This window comes from Nocardia sp. NPDC004260 (assembly GCF_053603155.1).
In genome coordinates, this window is the sequence record NZ_JBSGEZ010000054.1 from 1 (window position 1) to 25,440 (window position 25,440).

Annotated in this window: 25 protein-coding genes; 20 read left to right on the top strand and 5 right to left on the bottom strand. The window is 70.2% G+C overall.

Features of this window, described 5'->3' with window-relative positions; all coding sequences use genetic code 11:
- Window positions 1-104: 104 nt before the first annotated feature.
- The 6 genes from ACWEO7_RS26860 (at window position 105) to ACWEO7_RS26885 (ending at window position 6,995) form a co-directional block, all read left to right on the top strand.
- On the top strand, window positions 105-1,196 hold the full coding sequence (locus ACWEO7_RS26860) for an ABC transporter substrate-binding protein (RefSeq protein WP_452427197.1): 1,092 nt from the start codon (window positions 105-107) through the stop codon (window positions 1,194-1,196).
- A complete protein-coding gene (locus tag ACWEO7_RS26865) occupies window positions 1,196-2,059 on the top strand; it encodes an ABC transporter permease (RefSeq protein WP_452427199.1) in 864 nt (287 codons plus the stop codon). The genes ACWEO7_RS26860 and ACWEO7_RS26865 overlap by 1 nt, the downstream gene beginning before the upstream one ends.
- Complete coding sequence (locus ACWEO7_RS26870) at window positions 2,035-2,787, top strand: ABC transporter ATP-binding protein (protein ID WP_450016117.1); 753 nt, start codon at window positions 2,035-2,037, stop codon at window positions 2,785-2,787. The genes ACWEO7_RS26865 and ACWEO7_RS26870 overlap by 25 nt, the downstream gene beginning before the upstream one ends.
- On the top strand, window positions 2,784-4,133 hold the full coding sequence (locus ACWEO7_RS26875) for an LLM class flavin-dependent oxidoreductase (RefSeq protein WP_452427201.1): 1,350 nt from the start codon (window positions 2,784-2,786) through the stop codon (window positions 4,131-4,133). The genes ACWEO7_RS26870 and ACWEO7_RS26875 overlap by 4 nt, the downstream gene beginning before the upstream one ends.
- A gap of 394 nt (window positions 4,134-4,527) precedes the next feature.
- Window positions 4,528-5,751 carry an MFS transporter gene (locus ACWEO7_RS26880; protein ID WP_452427203.1) on the top strand — a complete coding sequence of 408 codons (1,224 nt, stop codon included), beginning with the start codon at window positions 4,528-4,530 and terminating at the stop codon, window positions 5,749-5,751.
- Between the two features lie 101 nt (window positions 5,752-5,852).
- Entirely contained in the window at window positions 5,853-6,995 is a 1,143-nt protein-coding gene (locus ACWEO7_RS26885) for an alpha/beta hydrolase family protein (protein WP_452427205.1), read from the top strand.
- A 94-nt stretch (window positions 6,996-7,089) separates the two neighbouring features.
- Here the strand turns inward: ACWEO7_RS26885 and ACWEO7_RS26890 are convergent, their stop codons facing one another.
- Complete coding sequence (locus ACWEO7_RS26890; protein WP_379255643.1) at window positions 7,090-7,674, bottom strand: TetR/AcrR family transcriptional regulator C-terminal domain-containing protein; 585 nt, start codon at window positions 7,672-7,674, stop codon at window positions 7,090-7,092.
- Window positions 7,675-7,777: 103 nt separating this feature from the next.
- Between ACWEO7_RS26890 and bioB the strand changes: the two genes are divergently transcribed.
- The 6 genes from bioB to ACWEO7_RS26920 all read left to right on the top strand — a co-directional run bounded on the left by bioB (window position 7,778) and on the right by ACWEO7_RS26920 (window position 11,301).
- Window positions 7,778-8,824 (top strand): biotin synthase BioB, encoded by a 1,047-nt coding sequence (gene bioB, locus ACWEO7_RS26895; RefSeq protein ID WP_452427207.1) that lies wholly within the window; start codon window positions 7,778-7,780, stop codon window positions 8,822-8,824.
- A gap of 33 nt (window positions 8,825-8,857) precedes the next feature.
- Window positions 8,858-9,085, top strand: coding sequence for a biotin synthase auxiliary protein BsaP (gene bsaP / locus ACWEO7_RS26900; RefSeq protein WP_355078290.1), 228 nt, complete (start codon window positions 8,858-8,860; stop codon window positions 9,083-9,085).
- Window positions 9,086-9,117: 32 nt separating this feature from the next.
- On the top strand, window positions 9,118-9,741 hold the full coding sequence (locus tag ACWEO7_RS26905) for a DUF2567 domain-containing protein (RefSeq protein ID WP_452427208.1): 624 nt from the start codon (window positions 9,118-9,120) through the stop codon (window positions 9,739-9,741).
- 89 nt (window positions 9,742-9,830) lie between these two features.
- Window positions 9,831-10,364, top strand: a complete 534-nt coding sequence (locus tag ACWEO7_RS26910) for a DUF1353 domain-containing protein (protein ID WP_452427210.1) — start codon at window positions 9,831-9,833, stop codon at window positions 10,362-10,364.
- 99 nt (window positions 10,365-10,463) lie between these two features.
- Window positions 10,464-11,015: an AAA family ATPase gene (locus ACWEO7_RS26915; protein WP_452427212.1), complete on the top strand. Its 552-nt coding sequence runs from the start codon at window positions 10,464-10,466 to the stop codon at window positions 11,013-11,015.
- 112 nt (window positions 11,016-11,127) lie between these two features.
- Window positions 11,128-11,301, top strand: coding sequence for a hypothetical protein (locus ACWEO7_RS26920; RefSeq protein WP_452427214.1), 174 nt, complete (start codon window positions 11,128-11,130; stop codon window positions 11,299-11,301).
- 19 nt (window positions 11,302-11,320) lie between these two features.
- Here the strand turns inward: ACWEO7_RS26920 and ACWEO7_RS26925 are convergent, their stop codons facing one another.
- Window positions 11,321-12,085: an NUDIX hydrolase gene (locus ACWEO7_RS26925; protein ID WP_452427216.1), complete on the bottom strand. Its 765-nt coding sequence runs from the start codon at window positions 12,083-12,085 to the stop codon at window positions 11,321-11,323.
- A 77-nt stretch (window positions 12,086-12,162) separates the two neighbouring features.
- Between ACWEO7_RS26925 and nadA the strand changes: the two genes are divergently transcribed.
- From nadA to nadC, 3 genes are all read left to right on the top strand, one after another.
- Window positions 12,163-13,206 carry a quinolinate synthase NadA gene (nadA, locus tag ACWEO7_RS26930; RefSeq protein ID WP_450016136.1) on the top strand — a complete coding sequence of 348 codons (1,044 nt, stop codon included), beginning with the start codon at window positions 12,163-12,165 and terminating at the stop codon, window positions 13,204-13,206.
- 108 nt (window positions 13,207-13,314) lie between these two features.
- The gene (locus ACWEO7_RS26935; protein WP_452427218.1) at window positions 13,315-14,883 is read left to right on the top strand and encodes an L-aspartate oxidase; all 1,569 of its coding nucleotides are present in this window, start codon (window positions 13,315-13,317) and stop codon (window positions 14,881-14,883) included.
- 66 nt (window positions 14,884-14,949) lie between these two features.
- Window positions 14,950-15,810, top strand: a complete 861-nt coding sequence (gene nadC / locus ACWEO7_RS26940) for a carboxylating nicotinate-nucleotide diphosphorylase (RefSeq protein ID WP_452427220.1) — start codon at window positions 14,950-14,952, stop codon at window positions 15,808-15,810.
- A gap of 100 nt (window positions 15,811-15,910) precedes the next feature.
- On the opposite strand, the gene ACWEO7_RS26945 is transcribed toward nadC, so the two are convergent.
- The 3 genes from ACWEO7_RS26945 to ACWEO7_RS26955 form a co-directional block, all read right to left on the bottom strand.
- A complete protein-coding gene (locus ACWEO7_RS26945; RefSeq protein ID WP_452427221.1) occupies window positions 15,911-17,089 on the bottom strand; it encodes a winged helix DNA-binding domain-containing protein in 1,179 nt (392 codons plus the stop codon).
- A 29-nt stretch (window positions 17,090-17,118) separates the two neighbouring features.
- The gene (locus tag ACWEO7_RS26950; RefSeq protein ID WP_452427223.1) at window positions 17,119-17,601 is read right to left on the bottom strand and encodes a TerB family tellurite resistance protein; all 483 of its coding nucleotides are present in this window, start codon (window positions 17,599-17,601) and stop codon (window positions 17,119-17,121) included.
- 114 nt (window positions 17,602-17,715) lie between these two features.
- Complete coding sequence (locus tag ACWEO7_RS26955; protein ID WP_397078002.1) at window positions 17,716-18,063, bottom strand: ArsR/SmtB family transcription factor; 348 nt, start codon at window positions 18,061-18,063, stop codon at window positions 17,716-17,718.
- 106 nt (window positions 18,064-18,169) lie between these two features.
- Here ACWEO7_RS26955 and ACWEO7_RS26960 point away from each other — a divergent pair, with 106 nt between their 5' ends.
- The 5 genes from ACWEO7_RS26960 to ACWEO7_RS26980 all read left to right on the top strand — a co-directional run bounded on the left by ACWEO7_RS26960 (window position 18,170) and on the right by ACWEO7_RS26980 (window position 25,332).
- Entirely contained in the window at window positions 18,170-19,390 is a 1,221-nt protein-coding gene (locus ACWEO7_RS26960) for an MFS transporter (protein ID WP_452427225.1), read from the top strand.
- Between the two features lie 123 nt (window positions 19,391-19,513).
- A complete protein-coding gene (locus tag ACWEO7_RS26965) occupies window positions 19,514-20,398 on the top strand; it encodes an alpha/beta hydrolase family protein (RefSeq protein ID WP_452427227.1) in 885 nt (294 codons plus the stop codon).
- Between the two features lie 62 nt (window positions 20,399-20,460).
- Complete coding sequence (locus ACWEO7_RS26970; RefSeq protein WP_452427229.1) at window positions 20,461-21,321, top strand: arylamine N-acetyltransferase family protein; 861 nt, start codon at window positions 20,461-20,463, stop codon at window positions 21,319-21,321.
- A 516-nt stretch (window positions 21,322-21,837) separates the two neighbouring features.
- Window positions 21,838-23,601: a penicillin-binding transpeptidase domain-containing protein gene (locus tag ACWEO7_RS26975; protein ID WP_452427231.1), complete on the top strand. Its 1,764-nt coding sequence runs from the start codon at window positions 21,838-21,840 to the stop codon at window positions 23,599-23,601.
- 156 nt (window positions 23,602-23,757) lie between these two features.
- Window positions 23,758-25,332: a protein kinase domain-containing protein gene (locus tag ACWEO7_RS26980; protein WP_452427232.1), complete on the top strand. Its 1,575-nt coding sequence runs from the start codon at window positions 23,758-23,760 to the stop codon at window positions 25,330-25,332.
- The last annotated feature ends 108 nt before the right edge of the window (window positions 25,333-25,440 follow it).

The window sequence follows — 25,440 nt, forward strand, 5'->3', positions numbered from 1 at the left end:
CAACTGAAGCGACACAACCGACTCCGCCTCACCCACCGACCGGTTCGCAAATTTGACGACCAGGTCAAACCCTTATGTGAGCGGCATTGGTTCTAATTCGCCTTATGTTCCGACCAAGTACGTTCCGGTCCGGCCTCCGTGGCCGCGCGACCGCCGCATTGCTCGCCGTGGCGACCGTTGCGACCCTCGGACTCACCGGCTGCGCGAAGGACGACAAGCCGGTCGGTCCCACCGCCGACGGACCACTGCCGACCGAGGTTCCCGCAGGCACCACCCTCGTGGTCGCCGACCAGTCCGAGCGCCTGCAATCGGTGCTGCGCATCTCCGGCGAGCTCGACAAGCTTCCGTTCAAGGTGGAGTTCGCCAACTTCGTCGGCGGTCCCGCCATCCTGGAGGCGTTCCGGGCGGGCGCCGCCGACGTCGCACAGGTCGGCGACGTGCCGCCGATCCACGCCTTGGTGGCCGGGCAGGACGTCCCGATCATCGCGTCCTACCAGACCAGCACCACCGCATTGAAACTCGCGGTGGCGCCGGGCAAGTCGGTGACGAGGCTCGCGGATCTGAAGGGCAAGAAGATCGCCTACGCGGAGGGCACGGCGCAGCAGGCCGCGGTGCTGCGCGCCATCGACAAGGCCGGGCTCACCACCTCCGACGTGCAGCTGGTCCGGCTGCAACTGGCGGAGTTCCTCGATGCCGTGCGCACCGGCCAGGTCGACGTCGCGCCGCTGATCGAGCCGAACGTCACCCGGTTCCTGCGCACGCCGGGCACCTCGCTGGTCCCCGACTCCGAGACCGCGGGCCTCTACGGCGGTCTCGCCTATCTGTACGCCCGCCGCGCCGTCGTGCGGGACCCGGCGAAGGCGGCCGCCACCCGGGCGCTGGTCGGCGCGTTCGTCCGCGCCTACCAGTGGGCCAACACCCACCCGGAGGACTGGGCGCGCCGCTACTACGTGGACAACCAGAAGGTGAGCGCCGACGACGCCAAGCGCATCGTGGACTCGCTGGGCACCTACGTCTTCCCGCATCTGGACCAGCAGCTGGTCGACCGGCAGCAGGCCACCATCGACGCCATCGCCAAGGCGGGCGAACTGCCCAAGAAGGTGCGGGCGTCCGACGGCTTCGACCTGCGCTTCGACGCCGCGATCACGCAAGCGGTCACCGAGAGCGGCGCGTCGTTCGAACCGAAAGCACGCTGATGGCGACCCTCGACGCCGCGGTGCTGCGCCGCTTCGGCCTCGGCCGCTCCACGGCGGAACCGGTACTGGCGAAACGCAAACCGGCCCGGCCGCGCCTCGGCCCTGGCCGCCCCATCCCGTTCGGCATCGCGGTGGGGCCGGCGTTGCTGATCGCCGCCTGGGTGGCCGGTTCGGCCACGGGCGCTTTGGATCCGGAGACCCTGCCCGCGCCGTGGACGGTCGCCGAGACCGCCGGTGACCTGCTCGCCGACGGCCGTTTACAGAGCAATCTGCTGACCTCGGTGCGGCGCGCCGCGGTCGGGCTCGGGCTCGGTGTCGCGATAGGCCTGGTGCTGGCGCTGCTGGCAGGGCTGAGCCGGGTCGGAGAAGCGTTGGTGGACGGGCCGATCCAGATCAAGCGCGCCATTCCCACGCTCGCGCTGATCCCGCTGTTCATCGTGTGGTTCGGCATCGGCGAGGAAATGAAGCTGGTGGTGATCACCACCAGCGTGGCGATCCCGATCTACCTGAATACGCACGCGCACCTGCGCAGCGTCGACGCCAGGTATGTGGAACTCGCCCAGACCGTCGGCCTGTCGCGGTGGGGATTCGTCCGCCGGATCGCGCTGCCGGGATCGCTGCCCGGCTTCTTCACCGGCCTGCGGCTGGCCGTCACCATCTCCTGGCTGGCGTTGGTCGTGGTGGAACAGGTCAACGCCACCAGCGGCATCGGTTACCTGATGACCCAGGCCCGCACCTACGGCCAGATCGACATCATCGTGGTCGGCCTGGTGATCTACGGCCTGCTCGGCCTGTTCGGCGACCTCCTGGTGCGCGCGGTGGAAAGGAAGGCGCTGTCATGGCGGCAGACACTCGGGGACTGAACGTCGTCCGCGCCCGGCGGCTGCGCCGTGGCTTCGGCGACCGGGTGGTGCTGCGCGATCTCGACATCGACATCGCGCGCGGCGAGTTCGTCGCGCTGCTCGGCCGCAGCGGTTCGGGCAAGAGCACGCTGCTACGAGCGCTCGCCGAATTGGACTACGACGTGCCCGGTTCCGGCGAATTGAGCGTGCCCACCGAGCGTTCGGTGGTGTTCCAGGACTCCCGGTTGCTGCCCTGGGTGCGGGTGCTCGACAACGTGACCCTCGGTCTCGGCGGTACGGACGCCGCCGGTCGCGGTCGCGCGGCGCTGGCCGAGGTCGGGCTCGCGGGCCGGGAGAAGGCATGGCCCAAGGAGCTTTCCGGTGGCGAGCAACAGCGTGTCGCCTTGGCGCGTTCGCTGGTGCGCGAACCCGAGCTGCTGCTGGCGGACGAACCGTTCGGCGCGCTGGACGCGCTGACCCGGATCAAGATGCACGCACTGCTGCAGGACCTGTGCGCCAAGCACCGGCCCGCCGTGCTGCTGGTCACCCACGATGTGGACGAGGCGGTGCTGCTGGCCGATCGTGTCCTGGTGCTCGACGACGGGCGCATCGCGGTGGACCAGCGCATCGACCTGGAACGCCCCCGCCGCCACGGCGATCCCGCCTTCCTGCGGCACCGCTCCCTGCTGCTGGCCAGCCTGGGCGTCGACGTCGTCGACACGCCCACCGACGAGAAGAAAGCCTCATGACCGCACCGCGCCAACTCAGCCTCAACGCCTTCATCTACCCCTCCGGTCACCACGAGGCGGCCTGGCGGCATCCGTGGAGCAGCCCCGAACGGATCTACGACGTCGCCTACTACCAGGAGATCGGACGCACCGCCGAAGCGGCGAAACTGGACGCGGTGTTCTTCGCCGACGGACCCGCACTGCGCGACAACGTGAAGCACAACGCGACCTCCGGCCTGGAACCGATCACCCTGCTCACCGCGATCGCCACCGCGACGACGCATCTCGGCCTCATCGCCACCGCGTCGACCACCTACTACGAGCCCTACAACCTGGCCAGGCTGTTCTCCACACTGGACCACATCTCCCGCGGCCGGGCGGGCTGGAACATCGTCACCACCGGCACCGATCTCGCCGCGGCGAACTTCGGTCTGGACAAGCATCCCGACCACGCCGAACGGTACGCCCGTGCGCGAGAATTCGTCGACGCCGTGGTGGCGCTGTGGGACAGCTGGGAGGACGACGCCATCGTCCTGGACCAGGCCTCCGGCGTGTACGCCGACCCGGAGAAGATCCACCAGATCGACTTCGCGGGCGAATACCTGCGGGTGCGTGGACCGTTCAACGCGCCGCGCACGCCGCAGGGCCACCCGGTGCTGGTGCAGGCGGGCGCGTCGAACGACGGGCGGGCGTTCGCGGGCAAGTACGCCGAGGCGATCTTCACCGCGCATCAGCGGCTCAGCGACGCCCAGGCGTTCTACGCCGACATCAAGGAGCGGGCCCGTGGCTTCGGCCGCGACCCCGAGCACATCAAGATCCTGCCGGGGATCAGCCCCTTCATCGCCGACACCGAGACGGCGGCCAAGAAATTGGAGCAGGAGTTCAACGAGCTCACCGTGCCGGAATACGGCCTGGCCCAGTTGGAGGGCATCGTCGGGATCAGCCTGCGGCACCTGCGGCTGGACGAGCCGATCCCGGTCGATTTGTTCGACGCGGCGGGCGATGTGACCGACAACGGGAAGAGTCGCTTGCAGGTCGTGGCGGGCATCGTGCAGCGCGAACGGCCGACCGTGCGCGGCCTGCTGCACCGCCTCGCCGGTGCGCGCGGCCACCGGGTGTTCGCCGGAACCCCCGAGCAGGTCGCCGACACCATCGAGGAATGGTTCCGCAACGGCGCGGCCGACGGGTTCAACGTCATGCCGCCGTATTACCCGGGCGGACTGGAGATCTTCGCCGAGACGGTCGTGCCGATCCTGCAGGAACGCGGCCTGTTCCGCACCGAGTACACCGGCACCACCCTGCGCGACCACTTCGGCCTGCCCCGCCCCGACAGCCGTTTCGCCCCGCAGCCCGCGCTGGCCCGGTGAGCGGCGCCGACGAAAGCGACTGTCCGACTGGGCGCCGGGCTGTCCGCCACAGGACGGCACCGGTGCGTGCGGTGGGTCGGCCCCGCGCGTTCGGTGCGGGGCCGGCCGACACCGTGCCCCGCTCACGGGTCGGGCATTCGAAGTCGGTCGCCCACGCTAGCGTGCGCGTCGTCGATCCACACGCTGTGCTGGTCGACCAGAACAAGCGAGTTGGGTTCCAGGGCAATGCGCGCCAGGTGTGCTCCGGGCGCTGGTGGTCGGCCGGTTCCGAGTCTCGTGCTGTCGAGTCGCGGGTTGCCTCCACCACGCAGGTTGTGCGGTTCGCCTCGGGCAGCGGCTTCGGGCTGGATGTGATCGGGCGGAGCGCGGCCTCGCGGCATCGATCGGCGATGCGATGAGCGAGCGGTCCGTCGTATCGGGCGACATCGTCGGCGCGGTGCGATTGCGGTCGCTGACCTGGACGGTGTTCGTGCCGATGGTGGTGTACGGCATCGGGTCCGGCGCGGCGGCGCCGATGTACGCGCTGCGCGCGCTGGACCTGGGCGCGTCGGCCGGGCTGGCGGGGATCATCGTCGCGCTGTCCGGGTTGGGCATGGTGCTCACCGACCTGCCCGCGGGGCGGGTCGTCGCCGCCATCGGGGAACGCGGTGCGCTGGCGGTGGGCTCGGTGCTCGGTGCGATCGGCGTGCTCGCGGCGATCATCGCGCCGAATGTCGGCGTGCTCGCGCTGGGCATGCTGCTGGGCGGCGCGGCGGGCGCGGTGTGGGGCCTGGCTCGCCAGTCGTATCTGGTGGCCGTGGTGTCCCCGAACGACCTCGGCCGCGCGATGTCGACGCTGGCCGGTTCCATGCGGCTGGGATTCTTCTGCGGACCGTTCCTCGGTGCGGCCGTGGTGCATTCGCTCGGTCCCAACGGCGCGTTGTGGTTGCAGTTGGTGACCACGGTGGTGTCCGGCGCGGCCATGGCGGCGATCCGATCGCCGGAGGGATCGGGCGAGGCGGGCGCGGGGCAGGCGCTGACGGCGATCGTGGTCGAGCACCGCAGGACCCTCGGCACGCTCGGCCTGGCCGCGCTGCTGGTCGGGGCCGCGCGTGCGGCTCGGCTGGCGCTGCTGCCGTTGTGGGCCGCGCACATCGGAGTGAGCGCGTCGACCACCAGTTTGGTATTCGGCCTGGCGGGCGCGGTGGACGTGATGATGTCGTATCCGGCGGGCGTGTGGCTGGATCGCTACGGCAGGCGGGCGACCGGCGTGCCGTCCATGGTCCTGTTCGCCGCCGGTTTCGGTGTGCTGCCGTGCACTTCCTCGGTGCTCGGTCTCGGTTGCGCCGCGGTGCTGCTCGGGCTGGCCAACGGCATGAGCAACGGGCTGATCATGACGGTCGGCGCGGATGTCGCGCCCGATGGGCAGCGGGCGGAGTTCCTCGGCGCCTGGCGGCTCACCCACGACATCGGCATGTTCGCCGGGCCGGTGGCGGTCGGCGCGATCAGCGCCGTGACCGTGCTCGGCGGAGCGGCCATCGCGCTGGCGCTCACCGCCGCGGCGGGCGCCTACACGATGCATCGCTGGTTTCCGGGCGTGGTCGGGGCGCCGGGGCGGCGGCCGGCCGAGACCGGGTAGGCGCTCGGCCTCCCCACCGTCGCGCGGGATTCGAGAATTTCCACTGGTGGCACGTGTCGCTAGGGCCTGGTCATCGGCGTGCGTCGGTATGGTGCTGCGGCATGTCCCTATCGTTCCTTCGGCGATCCGGTCTGGTCGCCGCCTCGATAAGCATGTGCGTCGCGGTCACGCTCGGGGTGGCCCCTGCGACAGCGGAAAGCCCGACGACCGGGCAATTGAGCGGGGTCGAGCTACTCGATCCCGCGTGGACTTTCCCCAAGGCCGCGGTGTCGTTCGGGATCAGTTACACCACGACCGATCAGCACGGCGCACCAGCGCAGGCATCCGGTGCGCTCTATCTGCCCCCTGGCCTGCCGCCGCAGGGAGGATGGCCGCTGGTGGTGTGGGCACACGGAACCGCGGGCATCGGCGATGCCTGCGCGCCGTCGCGCCGCCCGCAGTCCGAGCGGAACATCACCTATTTCGACCAGATCCTCGAGAGCGGGTACGCGGTTCTGGCTCCCGACTATCAGGGCCTCGGCACCCGCGGGCAGTTCAGCTACTACAACACGAACGTCGAGGGCATGTCGATAATCGACGCGGTCGCGGCGATGCGCACGACTCCGATTCCGCTGTCACGCAAATGGGTTGTGGTCGGTCAGTCCGAGGGAGCGCACGCGGCGATGAGCGCGGCCAGTTTGTATGCCGAGCGAGGCGGTTCCGCTACGGGGTTGAGCGGAGTGGTGGCCACCGGGCTGCGCACCGACCCGAGCAAGAGCCTGCCGGAGATGTTCCGGGCGGACTCGACCGGCTCCAAGAACCAGATCGCCTACGCGGCGTACTACCTGGCTTCGCTGGAGGAACTGCATCCGGGCAGCGTGACCCCGTACCTGTCGGATTTCGGCAAGGAATTCGTGGAAAGAGCCGCCCATGAGTGTCTTTCGCATCTGGTCGAGCGCGCCGACGGCCGCCGGCCGTCGGCGCTTGTCGCCGACCCCGACCGGCCGACGCCCACCTTCGCCGAGGACATCGCCGCTTTGACGGGATTTCCGCAAGATCGGTTCGCCAGCGATGTCATGATCGGCTACGGCACCGCGGACATCGATGTGCCTCCCACCGACACCGAGAACTACGGGAAAGAACTGCAAGAGCTGAACCCCGGAATACGAGTGACGGTCCAGCAGTACCCCGGCAAGGACCACAGCGGCGCGTTCCTGGCATCGCTTCCGGATGCGCTGGGATTCCTGAACACGCACCTGCGCTGACGCTCGGCGCGCCCGCGAGGGACAGTCGCTGTCGACTGCTTCGGAAACGGCCCCTACACCTGCTGCGGAACCGTCATCGGGAACGCGCTCGCCGTCAGCGGACGCGGGTGCCGAGCAAGTGCCGCACACCCGCGACGAACAATTGCAGGCCGAAGTCGAAACGGGCGGTGGGGTCGGTGGTCTCCTCCAACGGCGAGGCGCCCTCGGGCAGGGCGCCCGCCGAGTCCATCTGCATCCTGGACTGCTCGTCCACGGTCTCGCCGAGGACGTAGTAGAGCAGCGTGAACGCCGCAAGTTCGGCCTCCTGGCGCGGCATGCCCGCGCGGATGGCGGCGCTCACCAGCCGTTCTCGCCCTTTGCTCGTGGTGAGCCGGGACGCGTAGGTCGCCGAGACCAATTCGGCGCCGTCGCGATAGGCCAGCAGGCAGTCGCGCAGCCGGTGCGCCAGCTCGGTGATCTGACCGGACCATTCCTCGGCCTCGATCGGGTCCTCCATGGGCGCGAGGATCTTGTCCGCGACCGCGCCGAGCAGCGCCTGCTTGTTCGGAAAGTGCCAATACAACGCGCCCGGCTGCACCTGGAGCGAGCCGGCCAACCTGCGCATGGTGAGGTCGGCCAGGCCGTATCGGTCCAGAATCGCGATGGCGCCGTCGACCACGTCCGCCCGGTGCAGCTGCACTCGATGCCCTTCCCGTCGTGCTTTGACTCACTCCTACCGCTACCCTAGCCTGAACACCGTTCAAGTTGCACGGCCACCTCGGCCGGACGAAGGGATTCGTGCAGTGACCCAGGCACCTGTAGACACCGCAGCGCCAGGACCGACGAAGGTCGAGACGTCGCAGATCTTGTCGATCGCCCGCGAGCAGGTGCTCGAGCGCGGGGTGGGACTGAACCAGGAGCAGACCCTGGAGGTGCTACGGCTCGGTGACGACCGGCTGGAGGAATTGCTCGCCCTGGCGCACGAGGTGCGCATGAAGTGGTGCGGCCCCGAGGTCGAGGTCGAGGGCATCATCAGCCTCAAGACCGGCGGCTGCCCGGAGGACTGCCACTTCTGCTCGCAGTCGGGCCTGTTCCAGTCGCCGGTGCGCGCCGCGTGGCTGGACATTCCCAGCCTGGTGGAAGCCGCCAAGCAGACCGCGAAGACCGGCGCCACCGAGTTCTGCATCGTGGCGGCCGTGCGCGGTCCCGACGAGCGCCTGATGGCCCAAGTGGCCGCCGGTGTCGAGGCGATCCGCAACGAGGTGGACATCCAGGTCGCCTGCTCGCTGGGCATGCTCACCCAGGAGCAGGTAGACCAGCTGGCCGCCATGGGTGTGCACCGCTACAACCACAACTTGGAGACCTCGCGGTCCTACTTCCCGAACGTGGTGACCACGCACACCTGGGAGGAGCGCTGGGACACCCTGCGCATGGTCCGCGAAGCGGGCATGGAGGTCTGCTGCGGCGGCATCCTCGGCATGGGCGAGACGCTGGAGCAACGTGCCGAGTTCGCCGCGAACCTGGCCGAACTCGAGCCCGACGAGGTGCCGCTGAACTTCCTCAACCCGCGTCCTGGCACGCCCTTCGGCGACCTGGAGGTGCTGCCCGCGTCCGACGCGCTGCGCGCCGTGGCCGCGTTCCGGCTCGCGCTGCCGCGCACCATGCTGCGCTTCGCGGGCGGCCGGGAGATCACCCTCGGTGATCTCGGCGCCAAGCAGGGCATCCTGGGCGGCATCAACGCCGTGATCGTCGGCAACTACCTGACCACCCTCGGCCGCCCGGCCGAACAGGACCTGGACCTGCTCGGCGAGCTGAAGATGCCGATCAAGGCGCTCAACGAAACGCTCTGACCCGGCTCGGTTGCGACGAAGAGGCAAGCGAGCATGAGTACTGTCATGGACATGGACGAGCGCTACAACCCGTTCACCGGCAAGCGAATCGTGCCGGGCCTCGACGACGCGATCCCGGCCGCCGCCGCGCTGGGCCTGGAGCCGCCGCGCTTCTGCGAACAGTGCGGACGCCGCATGATCGTGCAGGTGAGCCCGGACGGCTGGTGGGCCAAGTGCTCCCGGCACGGCGTTGTCGACTCGGCCGAGCTGGAACGCCGCTAGTGGCGTCGCCGTTGCGGGGTGAGGTGCGGGCGGTGGCTGTGGTGGCCGTCGCCGTGGTGGTGGTGAGCGCGCTCGCCGGTGTCGGCTGGGGCCTGCTCGCGCCGACCGAGCGGCTGCTCGTGGTCGAGCCGGGTCGCGGTGTCGGGCTGACCGGGGAGAGCGCGCATCAGTTCGACGCGCTGGCGTTGTTCGTCCTCGCGGGGGCGGTGCTCGGCTTGCTCTGCGCACTGGCCGTGTGGCGCTGGCGCTCGGCGCGCGGGCCACTGTTGCAGCTGGGCCTGCTGATCGGTTCCGGCGTGGGCGCGGTGGTGATGGCCGCTGTGGGGGAGCGGGTCGCCGAGTGGTCGCATCCGCGCCCGCACGACCCGCCGGTGGGCCAGATCGTCACCTTGCCGATCGAACTGGGCAGCGACCTCGCGCTGATCGTGCAGCCGCTGATCGCGTCGTTCGTCATGCTGTTCCTCGCCGCGCTGAGTACCTCGGAGGACCTCGGCAGTGGCCGCCGCGCCGCCCGGAAGGAGGAGGAAGCCTCCTACGACGGCCAGGGCGCCTTCATGCCCTATGGCGACGCTGCGAGCAGCGCAGAGCTGCCCTATGGTGGCTACCAGCCTGCCCCAGAGGGATATTCGCTGCCCGAGTATCGCCAGCGCCGCTGACGCGTCGTCCGGCACGTCGCCGCGACGGGGAAGGCTTCCCGAACCCCTTCGGGGTCGGGAATTCGTAGCGTGCTGGGAAGGAATGCGACGTGGCCTTCGTGGGTGGCGGTCCGGTCGTCGAAGAGCTCGACGCCAAGTTCTGGCGGGTGACCGAACCACTGGTCTATCGCGGCGCCACGGAGGAATTCGTGGTTCCCGCCGGGTTCCGTACCGATTTCGCCTCGGTGCCGCGGGCACTGGTCTGGCTGATTCCGCGTTACGGCGTCTACACCCGAGCCGCGATCCTGCACGACTACCTGCTCAGCTCGAACGCGGTGAGCGTGGCCGACGCCGACGGCGTCTTCCGCCGTAGCCTGCGCGAACTCGGGGTCTCGCTGCCGCGCCGCTGGATGATGTGGGCGGCCGTGCGCGCCGCTCACCGGCTACGCGGCGCGAGCGCGGGCGACGTCGCCCGGTTCGTCGTCGTCGCGGTCCCTTCGGTGTTCTTCCTCGCCGTTCCCGCGACCGTGGTGACGATGTTCCTCCTGCTGTTCTGGCTGGTGGAGTTGGCCTTCTGGGCCGCGTCGCGCCTAACGCAGCGGACCGAGGCTCCGCCGCCCGGTCCGCACATGAAGACCGCCTGACCGTCCCGCCTGCGGTCTCGGTGAGAACTCGGGGCCCGGTGCGTGCTCGGCGCGGACGAGTTCCGGCCGCCGCGACGGCCCATGAGTTACGGTGCCGACATGAGCGACGAACCGCCCAGGCTCCCCGCCCTCGTCGTCGTCAGTGGCCCGCCTGGGTCGGGCAAGACAACGCTCGCGCACACTCTCGCCCGCGCGATCGGCTGTCCCGCCATCTGCCGGGACGAGCTCAAAGAGGGCATGGTCCACGCGACGGAGAACTACGCCCCGGACCGCTCGAACGAGCTGAACCTCCGCACGCTGCCGGTGTTCTTCCAAACGCTGGAGCTGTTGCTGCGGGCCGGGGTTACGGTGGTGGCCGAAGCCGCCTTCCAGGACCGGCTGTGGCGTCCCGGCCTCACCCCGCTGCGAGCCCACGCTCAACTGCGCGTCGTGCACTGCGTGACCGACCCGGTTCTCGCGGCGCGGCGAATCCACTTGCGCCACCGATCCGATCCGCTCCGCCGCGCCCACTCCGATCACGAACACCCCGCCCCGGCGCCCACCGCCTTCGAACGCGTTTCCCTCGACGTGCCTTCGCTCGAGGTCGATACCACCTCCGGCTATCGCCCCGGCCTCACCGCCATCCTCGCCTTCCTCGACGCGCCTTCATGATCAACGGCACACGACGGAGGGGTCCACTGGATCGAAAACGGGTGGAGATGGACGGGTGGGCGGGGATACGGTGGGCTGCCGGAAGGGGGTTCGTCGGAAGGAGGACCGGGCGATGGAAACCGTACATCGGATGGAAGCCGAGGCGTCTCCTGTGGAGAGCGAACGGGCCGATCTGGCGGCGTGGCGGCGGCGAGATGCTCTGCGGCGCAGCAATGCCGCGCGTCCCATACCGAGTAAGCGGCAGTATCGTCGCCGGGACAAGCATCGCAAAGCCGTGGCCGATTAGCGTCCCGGTCCGTCGGGAATCATGAAGGGCCGGGTGGGCGCAGCGCGGCGAATTCGTCTGTCACGCGCAAGCCGGAGTCGGTGAAGCGGTACACCGCGGCGGGGCGGCCACCCGCGCGGCCGGGGGCGGCGGTGGCTCCGGTGGGGGTGATCACCTTGCGGCGGGAGAGAACGCGCTGAAGGTTCGTCGTGTCCACGTCGTAACCGAGTGCGGCGCAATAGATTTCGCGCAGTGTCGACATGGTGAACCGGTCCGGCGCGAGGGCGAAGGCGATGTTGGTGTAGGACAGTTTCGCCGCCAGCCGGGTGCGGGCGTGGTCGACTACCGTGCGGTGGTCGAAGGACATGTCCGGCAGGGCCGAGACCGGGTGCCAGGCAGTGTCCGGGGGCAGCTGCGGGTCGGCGGTCAGCGGGACCAGCCCGAGGTAGGCCGAGGCGATGCGGCGTGGGCTCGGCACTCGGTCGGGGGCGCTGAACACGGAGAGCTGTTCCAGATGGCTCAGCTCGCGCACGTCGACCTTCTCGGCGAGCTGGCGGCGCGCGGAGGCGTCGAGGTCCTCGTCGTCGCCGAGACGTCCGCCGGGGAGCGACCAGGTGCCCTTCTGCGGGTCGAGTGCGCGTTCCCACAACAACACCGCGAGTTCGGTCCTTTGGTCGGGCGGGCACCGTAGCAGCATGCCTTCTGCCCGGTCGGCGGGGGCGTGACCTGCGGCGAAGTCCCGGGGGAAGCGGCGAACCTGGAACACCGCGGTGAGCGATTCGTGGATGGTGCTACTATGGGCCACGTTTTCGATTATAAGTCGAAAACCTGGTTTGGTGCGAATCGGCGGTGTAGCCGACCGCACGAGGAAGGGAGCCATCCATGGCGACGACGGGTGCGAAACTGGCGCCCCCGCTGATGGGGCAGGTGTTCGACGGACCCTCCGGGTTCGCGGGTGTCGAGGCGACGCCGGAGTGGGCGCAGGAAGTCAAGCGTCTGGCCAGGGAGCGCAACGCGACGATCCTGGCGCACAACTATCAGCTGCCGGAGATCCAGGACGTGGCCGACCACGTCGGCGACTCGCTGGCGCTGTCGCGGATCGCGGCCGAGGCGCCCGAGGACACCATCGTGTTCTGCGGCGTGCACTTCATGGCCGAGACCGCCAAGATCCTGAGCCCGGCGAAGACCGTGCTCATCCCCGATCAGCGTGCGGGATGTTCGCTCGCGGATTCGATCGGCGCCGACGAACTGCGTGCCTGGAAGGCCGAGCACCCGAACGCGGTGGTCGTGTCCTACGTGAACACCACGGCCGAGGTCAAGGCGCTCACCGACATCTGCTGCACCTCCTCCAACGCGGTGGACGTGGTCGCCTCGATCGACCCGGACCGCGAGGTGCTGTTCCTGCCGGACCAGTTCCTCGGCGCGCACGTCAAGCGGGTCACCGGTCGCACGAACATGCACATCTGGGCGGGCGAGTGCCACGTACACGCGGGCATCAACGGCGACGAGCTCACCGAGCAGGCGCGTACCCATCCGGACGCGGAACTGTTCGTGCACCCCGAATGCGGGTGCGCCACCTCGGCGCTGTACCTCGCGGGCGAGGGCGCGTTCCCGGCCGATCGGGTGCACATCCTGTCCACCGGAGGCATGATCGACGCGGCCAAGGCGGCGAAGTCGAATCAGGTGCTCGTGGCCACCGAGGTCGGCATGCTGCACCAGCTGCGAAAGGCCGCCCCCGGCATCGACTTCCAGGCCGTGAACGACCGGGCGTCGTGCAAGTACATGAAGATGATCACTCCGGCGGCCCTGCTGCGCTGCCTGGTCGAGGGCCGTGACGAGGTCCACGTCGATCCGGAAACCGCCGCGCTGGGCCGCAACTCGGTGCAGCGGATGATCGCGATCGGCAATCCCGGCGGCGGTGAATGAGTCGACCGCTGCCCTCGCGGCGGCGGGTCGCTCTCCGGCGCAACGCGCCGACCACAGCGCCCGCGCCGCAGAACGTTCGCGGATCGGAAGACAGAGAGGCGCGGGGCGATGACAACCCGGGTTTCCATCGACTGGGAGGCCGAGGCCGATCTGGTCGTGATCGGCGGTGGCGTCGCGGGACTGACCGCGGCGCGCACCGCGTCACTGCGCGGGCTGCGGGTGCTCACGCTCAGCAAGGGCGGGCCGACGGATACGTCCACCCAGTACGCCCAAGGCGGCATCGCCGTCGTGGCGCCGCACGGTGACTCGGTCGAATCACATGTGCACGACACGGTGGAGGCGGGCGTCGGCCTGTGCGACGTGGACGCCGTGCGCTCCATCGTCGAGGGCGGGCAGGACGCGGTGGCCGCGCTGACCGACCTGGGCGCGGTGTTCGACCTCGGGCGCGACGGCCAGATCTCGCGGACCCGCGAGGGCGGGCACAGCACCCGCCGGATCATCCACGCCGGGGGCGACGCCACCGGCGCCGAGGTGCAGCGGGCGCTGAACGAAGCCGGCTTGCCGGTGCTGTTCGGCGCGGCCGTCGGCGAGATCGTCACGGGGCCGAACGGTGTGCGGGGCGTGGTCGCGCTGTCGGACCGAGGTTTCGGTGTCGTGCACGCGCCCGCTGTGTTGCTGGCCACCGGCGGGCTCGGCCAGTTGTACGCGCTGAGCACCAATCCGCCGGGCGCCACCGCCGACGGCATCGCGCTCGGGCTGTGGGCCGGTGCCGCCGTCGCCGACCTCGAATTCGTGCAGTTCCACCCGACGGTGCTGTACACCCCCGGCGGTATCGGGCGCAGGCCGCTGATCAGCGAAGCGGTGCGCGGCGAAGGCGCGACATTGGTCGACACCGAAGGCAACGCGGTGACCGCGGGGGTGCATCCACGGGGCGATCTCGCCCCACGCGATGTCGTCTCCCGCGCCATCGCCGCGCGCATGCGGGCGCTGGGCACCGAGCACGTCTATCTCGACGCCCGCTCGATCGACGGTTTCCCGCAACGGTTTCCGACGATCACCGCCTCGTGCCTCGCGGCGGGCATCGATCCGCGCACCGACCTCATCCCGGTCGCGCCTGCCGCGCATTACCAGTGCGGGGGAGTCGTCACCGACACTCACGGCCGTACCGCAGTGCCCGGCCTGTACGCGGCCGGAGAGGTCGCGCGCACCGGACTGCACGGGGCGAACCGGTTGGCGTCCAACAGTCTGCTGGAGGGGCTGGTGGTCGGCGAGCGCGCCGGAGCCGCCGCCGCCGAACGGCTCGGTGAGCGGGCCCGGGTGAGCGAGATCCCCACGCGCGTAGCCGAATACGTCGACCGCGACGTAGTGCAGCACCTGATGACCACGCACGCCTCGGTGGTCCGCGACCGCGCCGGTCTCGCGGAAGCGCTCAAGCGACTCGACGACGTGGTCACCAACCGCGACACGCTCGCCGCCGCCACCCACCCGATCGCCGGAATCGAGGACGCCGCACTCACTCTCGCGGCTCGCGCGCTGCTGCTGGCCGCGCTCGCCCGCACCGAGAGCCGGGGCTGTCACACCCGGTCCGATCACCCGGACGCCCTGCCCGAACTCCGCCACAGCCTCCCGATCCGGCTCGACGGCGACGGCGTCCCCGAGTACGCCCCCATTCCCTGACCATACGCACCGAGCGGGTCATCCGGTGGACCGCGAGAACCCGCTCGGTGAGAGAGGAACGCTTCGATGGCTCTGGACGACGCCCTGGATCGCGACGAGGTGCTGCGCGTCATCCGCGCCGCGCTGGACGAGGACCTGCGCTACGGCCCGGACGTCACGACGACGGCCACCGTGCCCGCGGACGCGGTGATCAAGGCATCGGTGGTGTCGCGGGAACCGGGAACCGTGGCCGGGCTGGGCGCCGGGCTGCTGGTGCTCGACGAGGTGATCGGCGCGGACGCCTACGAGATCACCGACCGCGTCGCCGACGGCACCCGGGTGTCGCCCGGACAGTCCGTGCTGACCTTGATCGCGCCCACCCGTGGGCTGCTCACCGCGGAGCGCACCATGCTCAACCTGGTGTGCCATCTGTCCGGCATCGCGACGGCGACGGCCGCCTGGGTGGACGCCGTCGCGGGCACCCGCTGCCACATCCGGGACAGCCGCAAGACGCTGCCCGGACTGCGCGCGCTGCAGAAGTACGCCGTGCGGGTCGGCGGCGGCGTCAACCACCGGATGGGTCTCGGCGACGCCGCCCTGATCAAGGACAACCACGTGGTCGCCGCGGGGTCGGTGGTCGAGGCGCTGCGCGCGGTCCGCGCCGCCGCCCCCGACATCGCCTGCGAGGTCGAGGTCGACAGCCTCGAACAGCTCGACGCCGTGCTCGCCGAGAACGTGGAACTGGTACTGCTGGACAATTTCCCGCTCTGGCAGACCCAGGCAGCCGTGCAGCGCCGCAACGCCGCGTCCCCGCGGACGAAACTGGAGTCCTCCGGCGGCCTGAGCCTGGACGTCGCCGCCGACTACGCCCGCACCGGCGTCGACTACCTCGCCGTCGGCGCCCTCACCCATTCGGTCCGCGTCCTCGACCTCGGGCTGGACATGTAGGTACCTGCTCGAGCAAGGCGCGCGGCGCGGATCGGTCGGACTCGGCGAATGCGCGAATCTCCATGTCGGCCGAGCTGCCCGGCGGGAGCCGGTGCCTCGGTCAGGCGGTGAGTTCGCGTTCCAGCGGCGTCCGGAAACGGGGAATGGCGCGCACGTCGCCGTACCATTCGGCGACTCGCTGCGCCTGCGCGGCGATCATCGCCTCGGCGTCGGTCCCCACGTCTTCGAGCAGGCGGTAGACGATCTCACCGTCACCGCGCTGCGCCCAGCCGCCCACGATGCGCCCGTCCCACCAGACGGTGGGCCCGATATTCCCGTTGCGATCGAACAGGTTCGGTGCGTGGGGGCCGAGGAACCATTCTCGAGCCTGCCAGCCCATGGGCGTCGGATCGAGCGCGGGAAGCAATGCCGCCCATGGCTCCGGGGCGGCGACCGGCTCCACGTCGTCGGCCAGTAGTACGCCCGTCACGCCGTCGAGGTCGACCTCGACCAGCCCGAGCGCGCCGAGCGCCGCGCGCACCTCGCCCAGCGTCCACCCGGTCCACCACTTGATGTCGGACACCGGCGCGGGACCGAACGCGCGCAACCAGTGGCGGGCCAGCTCGGCGCGGGCTTCGGCGGCGGGAATCACGGGAACGGGGTCCGGCAACCACGATTCGATCGGCGCCCAGGTGTACTGGCTGCTGGTCCAGCTGCCGTTCGGCCGTCCGCGCACGATGCGGCCTTCGCAGCCGAGCGTCAGCAGTACCCAGGTGGTGATGTTCGTCGGCTTCGAATACGGCTTGTCCGGCGCGGTGTTCACCTGGGTGCGCAAGCGGGGGACGTCCTTGCTCAACTGCGCGCCGGTCGCCGCGCCGCGATCGAGCAGCGCCTTGTGCGTCTCGGTCTCGACTTCGGCCCACCAGCGCCGCACATCGCCGTCCACGATGCCCGCCTGTTCCAGGTACTTGCCGTAGGTGCGCCGCTGTTTGTGCGCCAGCGCGTCCGCGCACGAACCCTGGAGGATCGCGACCAGCTCCACCGGCACGACGAACATGGTGCGGCGCATGGCCAGCATCCGCAGCAGCGAACGGTCGTCGTACAGCGCCTGTTCGACATCCGCGGGCGCCAGCCCCTCGGCGCGGGCCGCGACGGAGAGGAAGACAGTCGCCGGATCGGTCGCGTGCAGGGCGACCAGCGAGCGGGCGATCTCCGCGACCTGTCCGGCCCGCTCCGGGGTGGCCAGCCGGTGCCGCACCGCCAGCCGGGCGCGCCGCTCGGCGACATCAATCGAACGCATAGGCGAATCGTAGCGTTCGCGCCGTCGGGTCAGAGGCCGAAGCGCTCCGGAGCCACGCGCAGCGTCCGGCAGGCGTCGCGGACGGCCTCGGTCGCCGCCGGGCCGCATGCGCCCGCCGCGCCGCCGATCAGGATGGCGGTGCGGATGACCGCGTCCGCCTCGGCTGGCTTGTGCATCGCTTTGGCGATCTGCCGTAGCACGTGCGCGCAGCCGAGGACCGGATCGTTCGCCAGCCGATTGCAGTTGTCCTCGAACAAGGCGCGCAAGTCGTCGAGCGGGAAGTTGCGCAGCACCGGATCCGCCGCGACCAGTTCGGCGACGGCGCCGCGGTCCGCCGCCGCGGTCGCGTCGTCGGCCACCGCGACCAGCGCGCACAGGGCCACGGCGGCGTCGCGAAAGGACGCGCCGCGCAATGCGTTCCGCTCGGCGAGCAGTTGTTCGCGCCAGCTCGCTGCGATCTCGAGCGTGCTGATCAGGGTGGCGTCCGGCGTGCGGCGGGGTGCGAAGGTCATGGCTGACTCCATGAGAAGGCGTCCGAACGCGCGGACCCGTGCCATCCGGACTCGGAATGAATACCGGGACCGTAACAGGGCTCGGACGCCGGGGCCTGCCCCCAAAGTTCTGGATCAGTCGGCGGGCTCCCAGGCGCGGACCAGGTCGAGCAAGCCGGGAAAGCGCGCCTCGAGATCGTCGACGCGGACCTGGCTGCGGCGTTCCAGTCCGTAGCGCCGCTGTCGGGTGACGCCCGCCTCGCGCAGGACCCGGAAGTGGTGCGTCAACGTGGATTTGGGGCGATCGATGCCGAACCAGGAGCACGACCGGTCGGTGTCGGGTGAGTCCAGTAGCAACCGGCGGACCATGGTCAGGCGCAGCGGGTCGCTCAGCGCGGCCAGCACGTGATCCAGTCGCAGGTCGGCGCGGTCCGGCTCGGGCAGCACGGAGGTGGCATCGGCGGTGTCGGCGGCCGCTGGCATCGCGTTCTCCTCGAATTTCGGACGACTTGTACGAGTTCTATCGTACTAGGCGTTAAGTTCGACTACTGTCGTACCAGTACGAGAAAATTCGAACCAAGGAGTGGTGATGGGATCGACGGTGACGGTGCCACGCACGGAAGCGCCACGTACGGGCGGACGTTCGGTGTGGGCGGCGGCGTGGCCGGTGTTCGCGGTGTTCGTGTTGTCGAACGCGCCGACCCCGCTGTACGTGGTGTGGCAGCGGGCGATCGGCTTCTCCGCCGGGACGCTGACCGCGGTGTTCGCCTGCTACATCGCCGGATTGCTGGGTGCGCTGCTGGTCGCGGGCGTGGTGTCGGACCGGGTGGGTCGCAAACCGGTGCTACTGCCCGCGGTGGCGGCGGCGATGGCGGCCTGTGTGTTGTTCGCGGTCGCGCAGTCGGTCCCCCTGCTGGCCCTGGCGCGGCTGCTGACCGGCCTGGCGGTCGGCGCGACGGTGTCGGCGGGAATGGCGGCGGTCACCGATGTGGGCGGGTCCGACCGCAAACGGGTCGCCGCGCTGGCCGCGTCCACGGCGATGGTGCTCGGCGCCGGGAGCGGGCCATTGCTGGCGGGCATTCTGTCCGAAGCGCTGCCCGGCCCGACGGTGACGGTCTTCCTGGTCGAGATCGCCGTGCTCACTACGGCTTTCGCGGTGGTGGCCCGGTTTCCTCTGCCCGCCGGTTCCGGCGGGCGCGGACCGTGGATCCGGATCCCGTCGGTCGTAAGGGAAGGTCGCACCGCGGTGCTGCTGGGGATCGCGGTATTCGGACCGGGCATCACCGCGACGTCGTTCGTCCTGTCGCTGGGGCCGTCGGTGCTGGCACATCTGCTCGGTGTCGCCGACCGGGTGCTCGCCGGTGCGGTGGCGTTCGTGATGTTCCTGGCCGCGACCGGAGTCCAGTTCGCGGCCCGGCGGTTCGGTGTGGGCGTCATCCTGCTCGGCGGCACGATCGCGACCGTGACGAGCATGGCCGCGCTGGTGCTCTCACTGGTCGCGACCTCGCTTCCGCTGTTCGTGACGGCGGCCGTGCTCGCCGGCGCAGGTCAGGGGCTCGGCCAGTTCGGCGGACTGACGGCGATCAGCGCGAGCGTGCCGGGCGAGCGGCTGGCCGAGGCCAACGCCGCGCAGAACGTCGGGGGGTATCTCCCCGCCGCGGTACTGCCGCTGGCCGCCGGGTTTCTCGGCGACGCTTATGGATTGAGCGCAGGTGTGATCGCGTTCGGTGTGGTGGTCGGCCTCGCGGCCGCCGCGGGCGGACTGCTCGTCGTGGCGCGCCTGCGCCGCGATGCCGCGCTGACGGCGTGACATCATCCGGGGATGCGATGGGCATCTCTCGTATCGTGCTGCGCGTTGGCCGGTGTGCTCCTGACGACAGTCCCTGTGGCGCCACGGGTCTCGGCGGATGGGGACTGCGCCGGGGATGTGGCGGTGCGCCCTGTTTCGCTGACCGTGGACGGGGAGGAGGCGACCGGCCGGGTATACGAGCCCTATCGGTGCGCCGAGGGCGACGCGACGGCGCGGGCGCTCGTGGTCGCGGTGCACGGGCACGATGGGTCGTCGGCCGATTTCGCGGGCTACCTCGAGTCGATCGCCCGGCGCACCGCGACGCCGATCCTGTCGATGGATCTGCGCTCGGCGCACAGCGTGTGGCGCACCGGAGAATGGAATCTGTGGGCGGGGTGGCGTGACATCGTCGCCGCGACCACGTGGTACCGGGACACCCATCGCTCGATCACCCGCACGGTGCTGTGGGGCTGGAGCCAGGGCGGCATCACCAGCGGTCTCGCGGTGGCGCACGGCCCGCGCGGGATGTTCGACTACTGGGTCGACAATTACGGTCCCGCCGACGATTTCACGATGTGGTTGGGCGCCGCGTCCGTGGATCCGGCGCTGCCCGCGCAGATCGAGCGCGACGCGGGTGGTTGCCCGCCCGCCGCCTGCCCGCTCGCCTACGCCGAACGCTCGCCCGCGCTGCTGGCGGCCCGGATGGACGTGCGGCGGGCGTTTCTCGTCCACGGCAGCGCCGACGACGTGGTGCCGTATGCCACCAGCGTCGAGATGCGCGCGGGCCTGCTCGCCGCGGGCAAACCGACCTCGATGTACACCGTCGTGACCGGGCGCGATCTGAACGGGCGGGTGGTTCCCGGCGACCACAGCGTCGGGCCGGCCTTCTTCGAGGGCGGTTGCGTCGTCGAGCGCCTGCTGCTCGGCGCGGAGCCGGTCGACGGCCCGGATCGCGACTACCTCGTGGACGTCGCGCACGACGTCGTCACCGCACCGGCCGCCCCGCCGGGCGCGAAGTGCGCGGCGTGAGGGAACACGATCGCCGTTGCGCGCAGTTGACCGGGAAGAACCGACGACGAAGTGAGGACGCGATGAGCAAACCCGCCGACCCGGCTTACCACTGGAACGGAGCGGATCTCGATCTGGACGCCTACCTGGCCCGGATCGGGTTCGACGGCGAGCGCGCCCCCACCGTCCGGACGCTGCACGAGCTAGTGCGGGCGCACACCACCGCGATCCCGTTCGAGAACCTGGAGATCATCCTGGGCCGGTCGATCCCCCTGGATGTGGCGACCTTGCAGGACAAACTCGTGCGGCGCCGCCGCGGCGGTTACTGCTACGAGAACGTCGGACTGTTCGCGGCCGCGCTGGAACGGCTCGGGTTCGGGGTCACCGGCCTCAGCGGGCGCGTGAGCATGGGCGCGGGCACGGCGCTGCGGCCGGCCACCCATGCCTTGCTGCGCGTGACCACCGCCGACGACGACCGCGTCTGGCTGTGCGACGTCGGCTTCGGCGCCGGACCGCTGGTGCCGTTCGAATTGTCCGCGGGCGAATTCACCGGCGGCGAATGGCGGTTCCGGCTGGAGAGCGGGCGCGGAGAGCTGGATTCCGACCTGTGGGTACTGCACCAATTCGGCCGGGACGGGTGGATCGACCGGTACAGTTTCACTTTGAATCCGCAGTACGGCATCGACTACGCCGTCGGCAACCATTTCGTGTCGACCTCGCCGCGTTCCCCGTTCACCACCCGGCCATTCGTGCAGCGTTTCCACCCAGAGGTCCACCACGTGCTGGACGACACCACGCTCGTCACCGAGTACCCCGACGGCACCGGCAACACAAGGGAACTGGAGCCGACCGAGCTGCCCAAGGTCCTCGCCGAGGTGTTCGACATCGACCTCACCGAGGCCGATGCCGCCGCACTCGCGGATACTCCGTGGATACGCGACTGACCCCGCGATCCGCCCGCCTCTGCGCGGCCCCCTAGGCGTACCTCCGCCTTCGCTCCGGCCGTGCGCTCTGTGCGTACCTCCGCCCTCGCTTCGGCCGTGCGCTTTGTGCGTACCTCCGCGTTCGCTGCGGCCGTGCGCTTTGTGCGTACCTCCGCGTTCGCTGCGGCCGTGCGCTTTGTGCGTACCTCCGCGTTCGCTGCGGCCGTGCGCTCTGTGCGTACCTCCGCCTTCGCTCCGGCCGTGCGCGGATTGAGGACGGTACGTCCGACAGCGCCATCTATGCGTACCTGCGCGTTCGCTTCGGCCGTGCGCTCTGTGCGTACCTCCGCGTTCGCTTCGGCCGTGCGCGGGTTTTCGGCGGGTGATGCACGGCTGTGCCGATTGGGCGTACTTTCGCCTTCTCTGTGCCCTGCGGGGGGCGTTGACGGGTGATGTCCGGCTGTGTCGGTCAGGCGTACCCCGCCTTGTCGCGGCTGTGCGCGGGCTGTCGGCGGACGATGTTCGGCTGCGCCCATTATGGTCGTCGGGGTGCGTACCAACCGGAAAGCCCTTGTCCTGTTCGCCGCACCGCTGCTCGTGGTCGCCGCCTGCTCGTCCGGGCCGGACCAGCCCGATACCGTGGCAGGGCAGTTCGCCGAGGCGTTGAACCGCGACGATATCGCCGCCGCGGCCGCGCTCACCGACAATCCGGCCGTGGCCGCCGACGCCCTCGGCGCGCTGTACGACGGCCTGGGCAAGGACGTGCGCTTCGACGTCCGCTCGGTCGACGACAACCGCTTCGCCCTGGCCGCCACCTGGAAGCTGGGCGCGGACGGCAAGTCGGAGTGGACCTACACCACCAACGGCACCGCGCACGACGACGGGAACGGATGGCGGGTGAAGTGGGATCCCGCCACGGTCGCCCCCGGGCTCGCGGCGGGGCCGTTGAGCTACGGCAGGGTCTATCCGCAACCGTCCCGCATCCTCGATTCCGCAGGCGGCGAGCTGATGACCCAACAGGTCGTCACGCTGGTCGACGTCGGCCCCGGCGCCGACCTCCCCGCGGTCGCGGATCTGCTCGGCCCTCTCGCGCCTGGCCTCACCGCCGGGTCGGTGCAAACCGAACTGGCGGCGGCGCAAGGAAAGCCGATCACCGCGATCACCTTGCGCGATTCCGACCTCGCCCCGATCCGAGACCGCCTGGCCGCGCTGCCCGGTGTCACCCTCGCGCCGCAGACCCGCCTGCTGACGACCGACAAGGCGTTGGCCGCCCCGACACTGTCCGGACTGGCCGAGTTGTGGCAGCAGTCCGCCGATGCGCACGCCGGGTGGGCCGTACGCGCCCAGACGCCGCAGGGCACCGAGCGGGTCGCGGGAACGGATCCCACGCCCACCGCCGACATCGCGACCACGCTCGATCTCGGCTTGCAGCGCGCGGCCGAGGCGGCGCTCGCCCCGATCGCACAGCCCGCGGCGATCGTCGCCCTGCGTCCGTCGACCGGCGAGGTTGTCGCGATCGCGCAGAACGCCCCCGCCGACGCGCAGGGCCCGATCGCGCTGACCGGGCTCTACCCGCCGGGTTCGACGTTCAAGACGGTCACCGTCTCCGCCGCGTTGCAGGCGGGAACGGTCACACCCGACACCGTGCTGCCCTGCCCCGGCACCGCGAATATCGAAGGTCGCCGCATCCCCAACGACAATAATTTCGATCTCGGCGCGGTTCCGCTGCACACCGCGTTCGCCCGCTCTTGCAACACCACGATGGGCGCCCTCGCCGTGCGATTGCCCGCCGACGCGCTGACGAAAGCGGCCACACAACTCGGCCTCGGCATCGATTACGTCACACCGGGCCTGACCACGGTCACGGGGAAGGTGCCCGCGGCCGATACCTCCGCGTTACGTGTGGAGTCGGCGATCGGTCAAGGGCAGGTGACAGCGTCGCCGTTCGGCATGGCTCTGGTCGCGGCGTCCATCGCCCGCGGCTCGGTGCCAGCGCCCACCGTGGTCGCGGGCAAGCCGGGCACCCCGGACCGCACCTCGGACGCGCTGCCGCCGCAGGTCGACGACCAGCTGAAAGCCATGATGCGCGAGACCATCACCGGTGGCACCGCGACCCAATTGCGCGAAATTCCCGGCCTGCTCGGCAAAACGGGCACCGCGGAGTACATCGATGACGCCCACGCCCACGGCTGGTTCGTCGGCATCGACGGCGACCTGGCTTTTTCCGTGTTCATCAGCGACGCGGGCAGTTCGGCTCCCGCGGTGGACGCAGCGGGCCGGATGCTGCGCGCTGGTGGTTAGTCCCTTTCGGGCGATTCGAGGCAGTGCGAAGGCCCGGCTGACGCGTGCGAGCATTCCCACGCCCGCTACACTCATCCCCGGACCGCGTGAGTAATCAATATGCGGGATGTCACGATTTCGAGAAGGTTCGGAGTAGGCGCCATCGATACCGGTCAGTTGATCGCGGAGCATTACCGCCTGGTCGAGCGGATTGGTAGCGGCGGCACGGGCGTGGTCTGGCGTGCCGTCGACGAACGCCTCCAGCGCTCCGTGGCCGTCAAGCAGATCCACATCCAGCCGAGCCTGCCCGAGGCCGAACGCGATGTGGTGCGCCAGCGCGCGATTCGGGAGGCCCGCAACGCCGCCCGTTTCCAGCATCCGAACGCGATCGTCGTGTTCGACATCACCGAGCACGAGGGCGACCCCTGCCTGGTGATGGAGTACTTGAAGTCCAAGAGCCTCGCCGCGGTGATCGCCGCTCAGGGCACCTTGCCGCTGACCCAGGTCGCGCGGATCGGCGAGCAGGTCGCCTCGGCGCTGATCGCCGCGCATCAGGCGGGCATCGTGCACCGTGACGTGAAACCGGGCAACATCCTGCTCGATGATCACGGCACGGTGAAGATCACCGACTTCGGCATCTCCCGCGCCACCGGTGATGTCACGCTCACCGAGACCGGGCTGATCTGCGGCACCGCCGCCTACCTCGCGCCCGAGGTCGCCCGTGGCTCCGATCCGAGTCCCGCCTCCGATGTGTTCGCGCTGGGCGCCACGCTGTTCCACGCGCTCGAGGGCGAACCGCCCTACGGTGCGGGCTCCAATCCGCTCGCGGTGCTCTACGCGGCCGCGAACGGTCAGCTGAGCGAACCGCGCAACGCCGGTCCCGCCACGGACTTCCTGCTCGACCTGCTCAGCCCAGAGCCGCGCGAGCGTCCGAGCATGCGGGCGGCGCGCGAGCACCTCGCCGCGTTCGCCGACGCGGGTCCGGCCCCGGTGGCCGCCGGGTTCGTGCCCGCCAGCGAGGCGTTCGCCCGGCCGAGGGCGGGCCAGTCCGAATCGGCGACCCGCGAGCTGCGGCCTTCGGCAATGGCGTCGACGCCTTACACGCCGACCGAGCGCCAGCCGCGCCCCCGTCCGGTCGCCCCGCCGCAGGCCGCCCACCCGGACACCGCGGCGCATCCCCGCACCATGGCCCAGCCGCGGCCGCAGCCCCGGCAGGGCTCGGGCGGCAAACGCCGCGCGATCTTGATCGGCGCACTGATCGGCGCGGTCGCCGTCGTCGGGGCCATCGTGGTGAACATGATGAGTTCGTCGGGTTCGGGCACCAGCGCGGCCCAGGGCAGCACGTCTTCCGTGGTCGCGTCGACGCGCCCAGGCGCGAACACGACGTCGGCCGCCGCCTCGGTGGGGGAGACGAAGAGCGTCGGTAAGGCCGACTCGCGGCAGTCCATCGATCTAGTGGTGAACTTCTACAACAATCTGACGTACTTGAGCTTCTCCGCTGCTTGGAAACAGCTGACCCCCGCTGCCCAGCAGGTATACGGCAGCCAGCAAGCATTCGAGGACTATTGGACGCAGAATCGGGTGTCGACGTTCAACACCGTCGACACCGGTGGCGGTTCGGGCGCCAACGCGGACGGTTCGGTGGACGTCAATGTGGCCAGCGTGTCCTACGGGAGCCAGAACAAGTCGGTGACGCTCCGGTTGATCAATCCCGGAAACGGGTCCGTGCTCATCGACAGCGATACCCGCTGACGCGAGCGTCCAGATCCGAACCTGGCGTACTCCGCGATAGATCGAGTGCTGTGCCGGACCTCGGCGCACCGTGGGAACGCCCCCGCTGCCCGGACCTGCGCACATGGG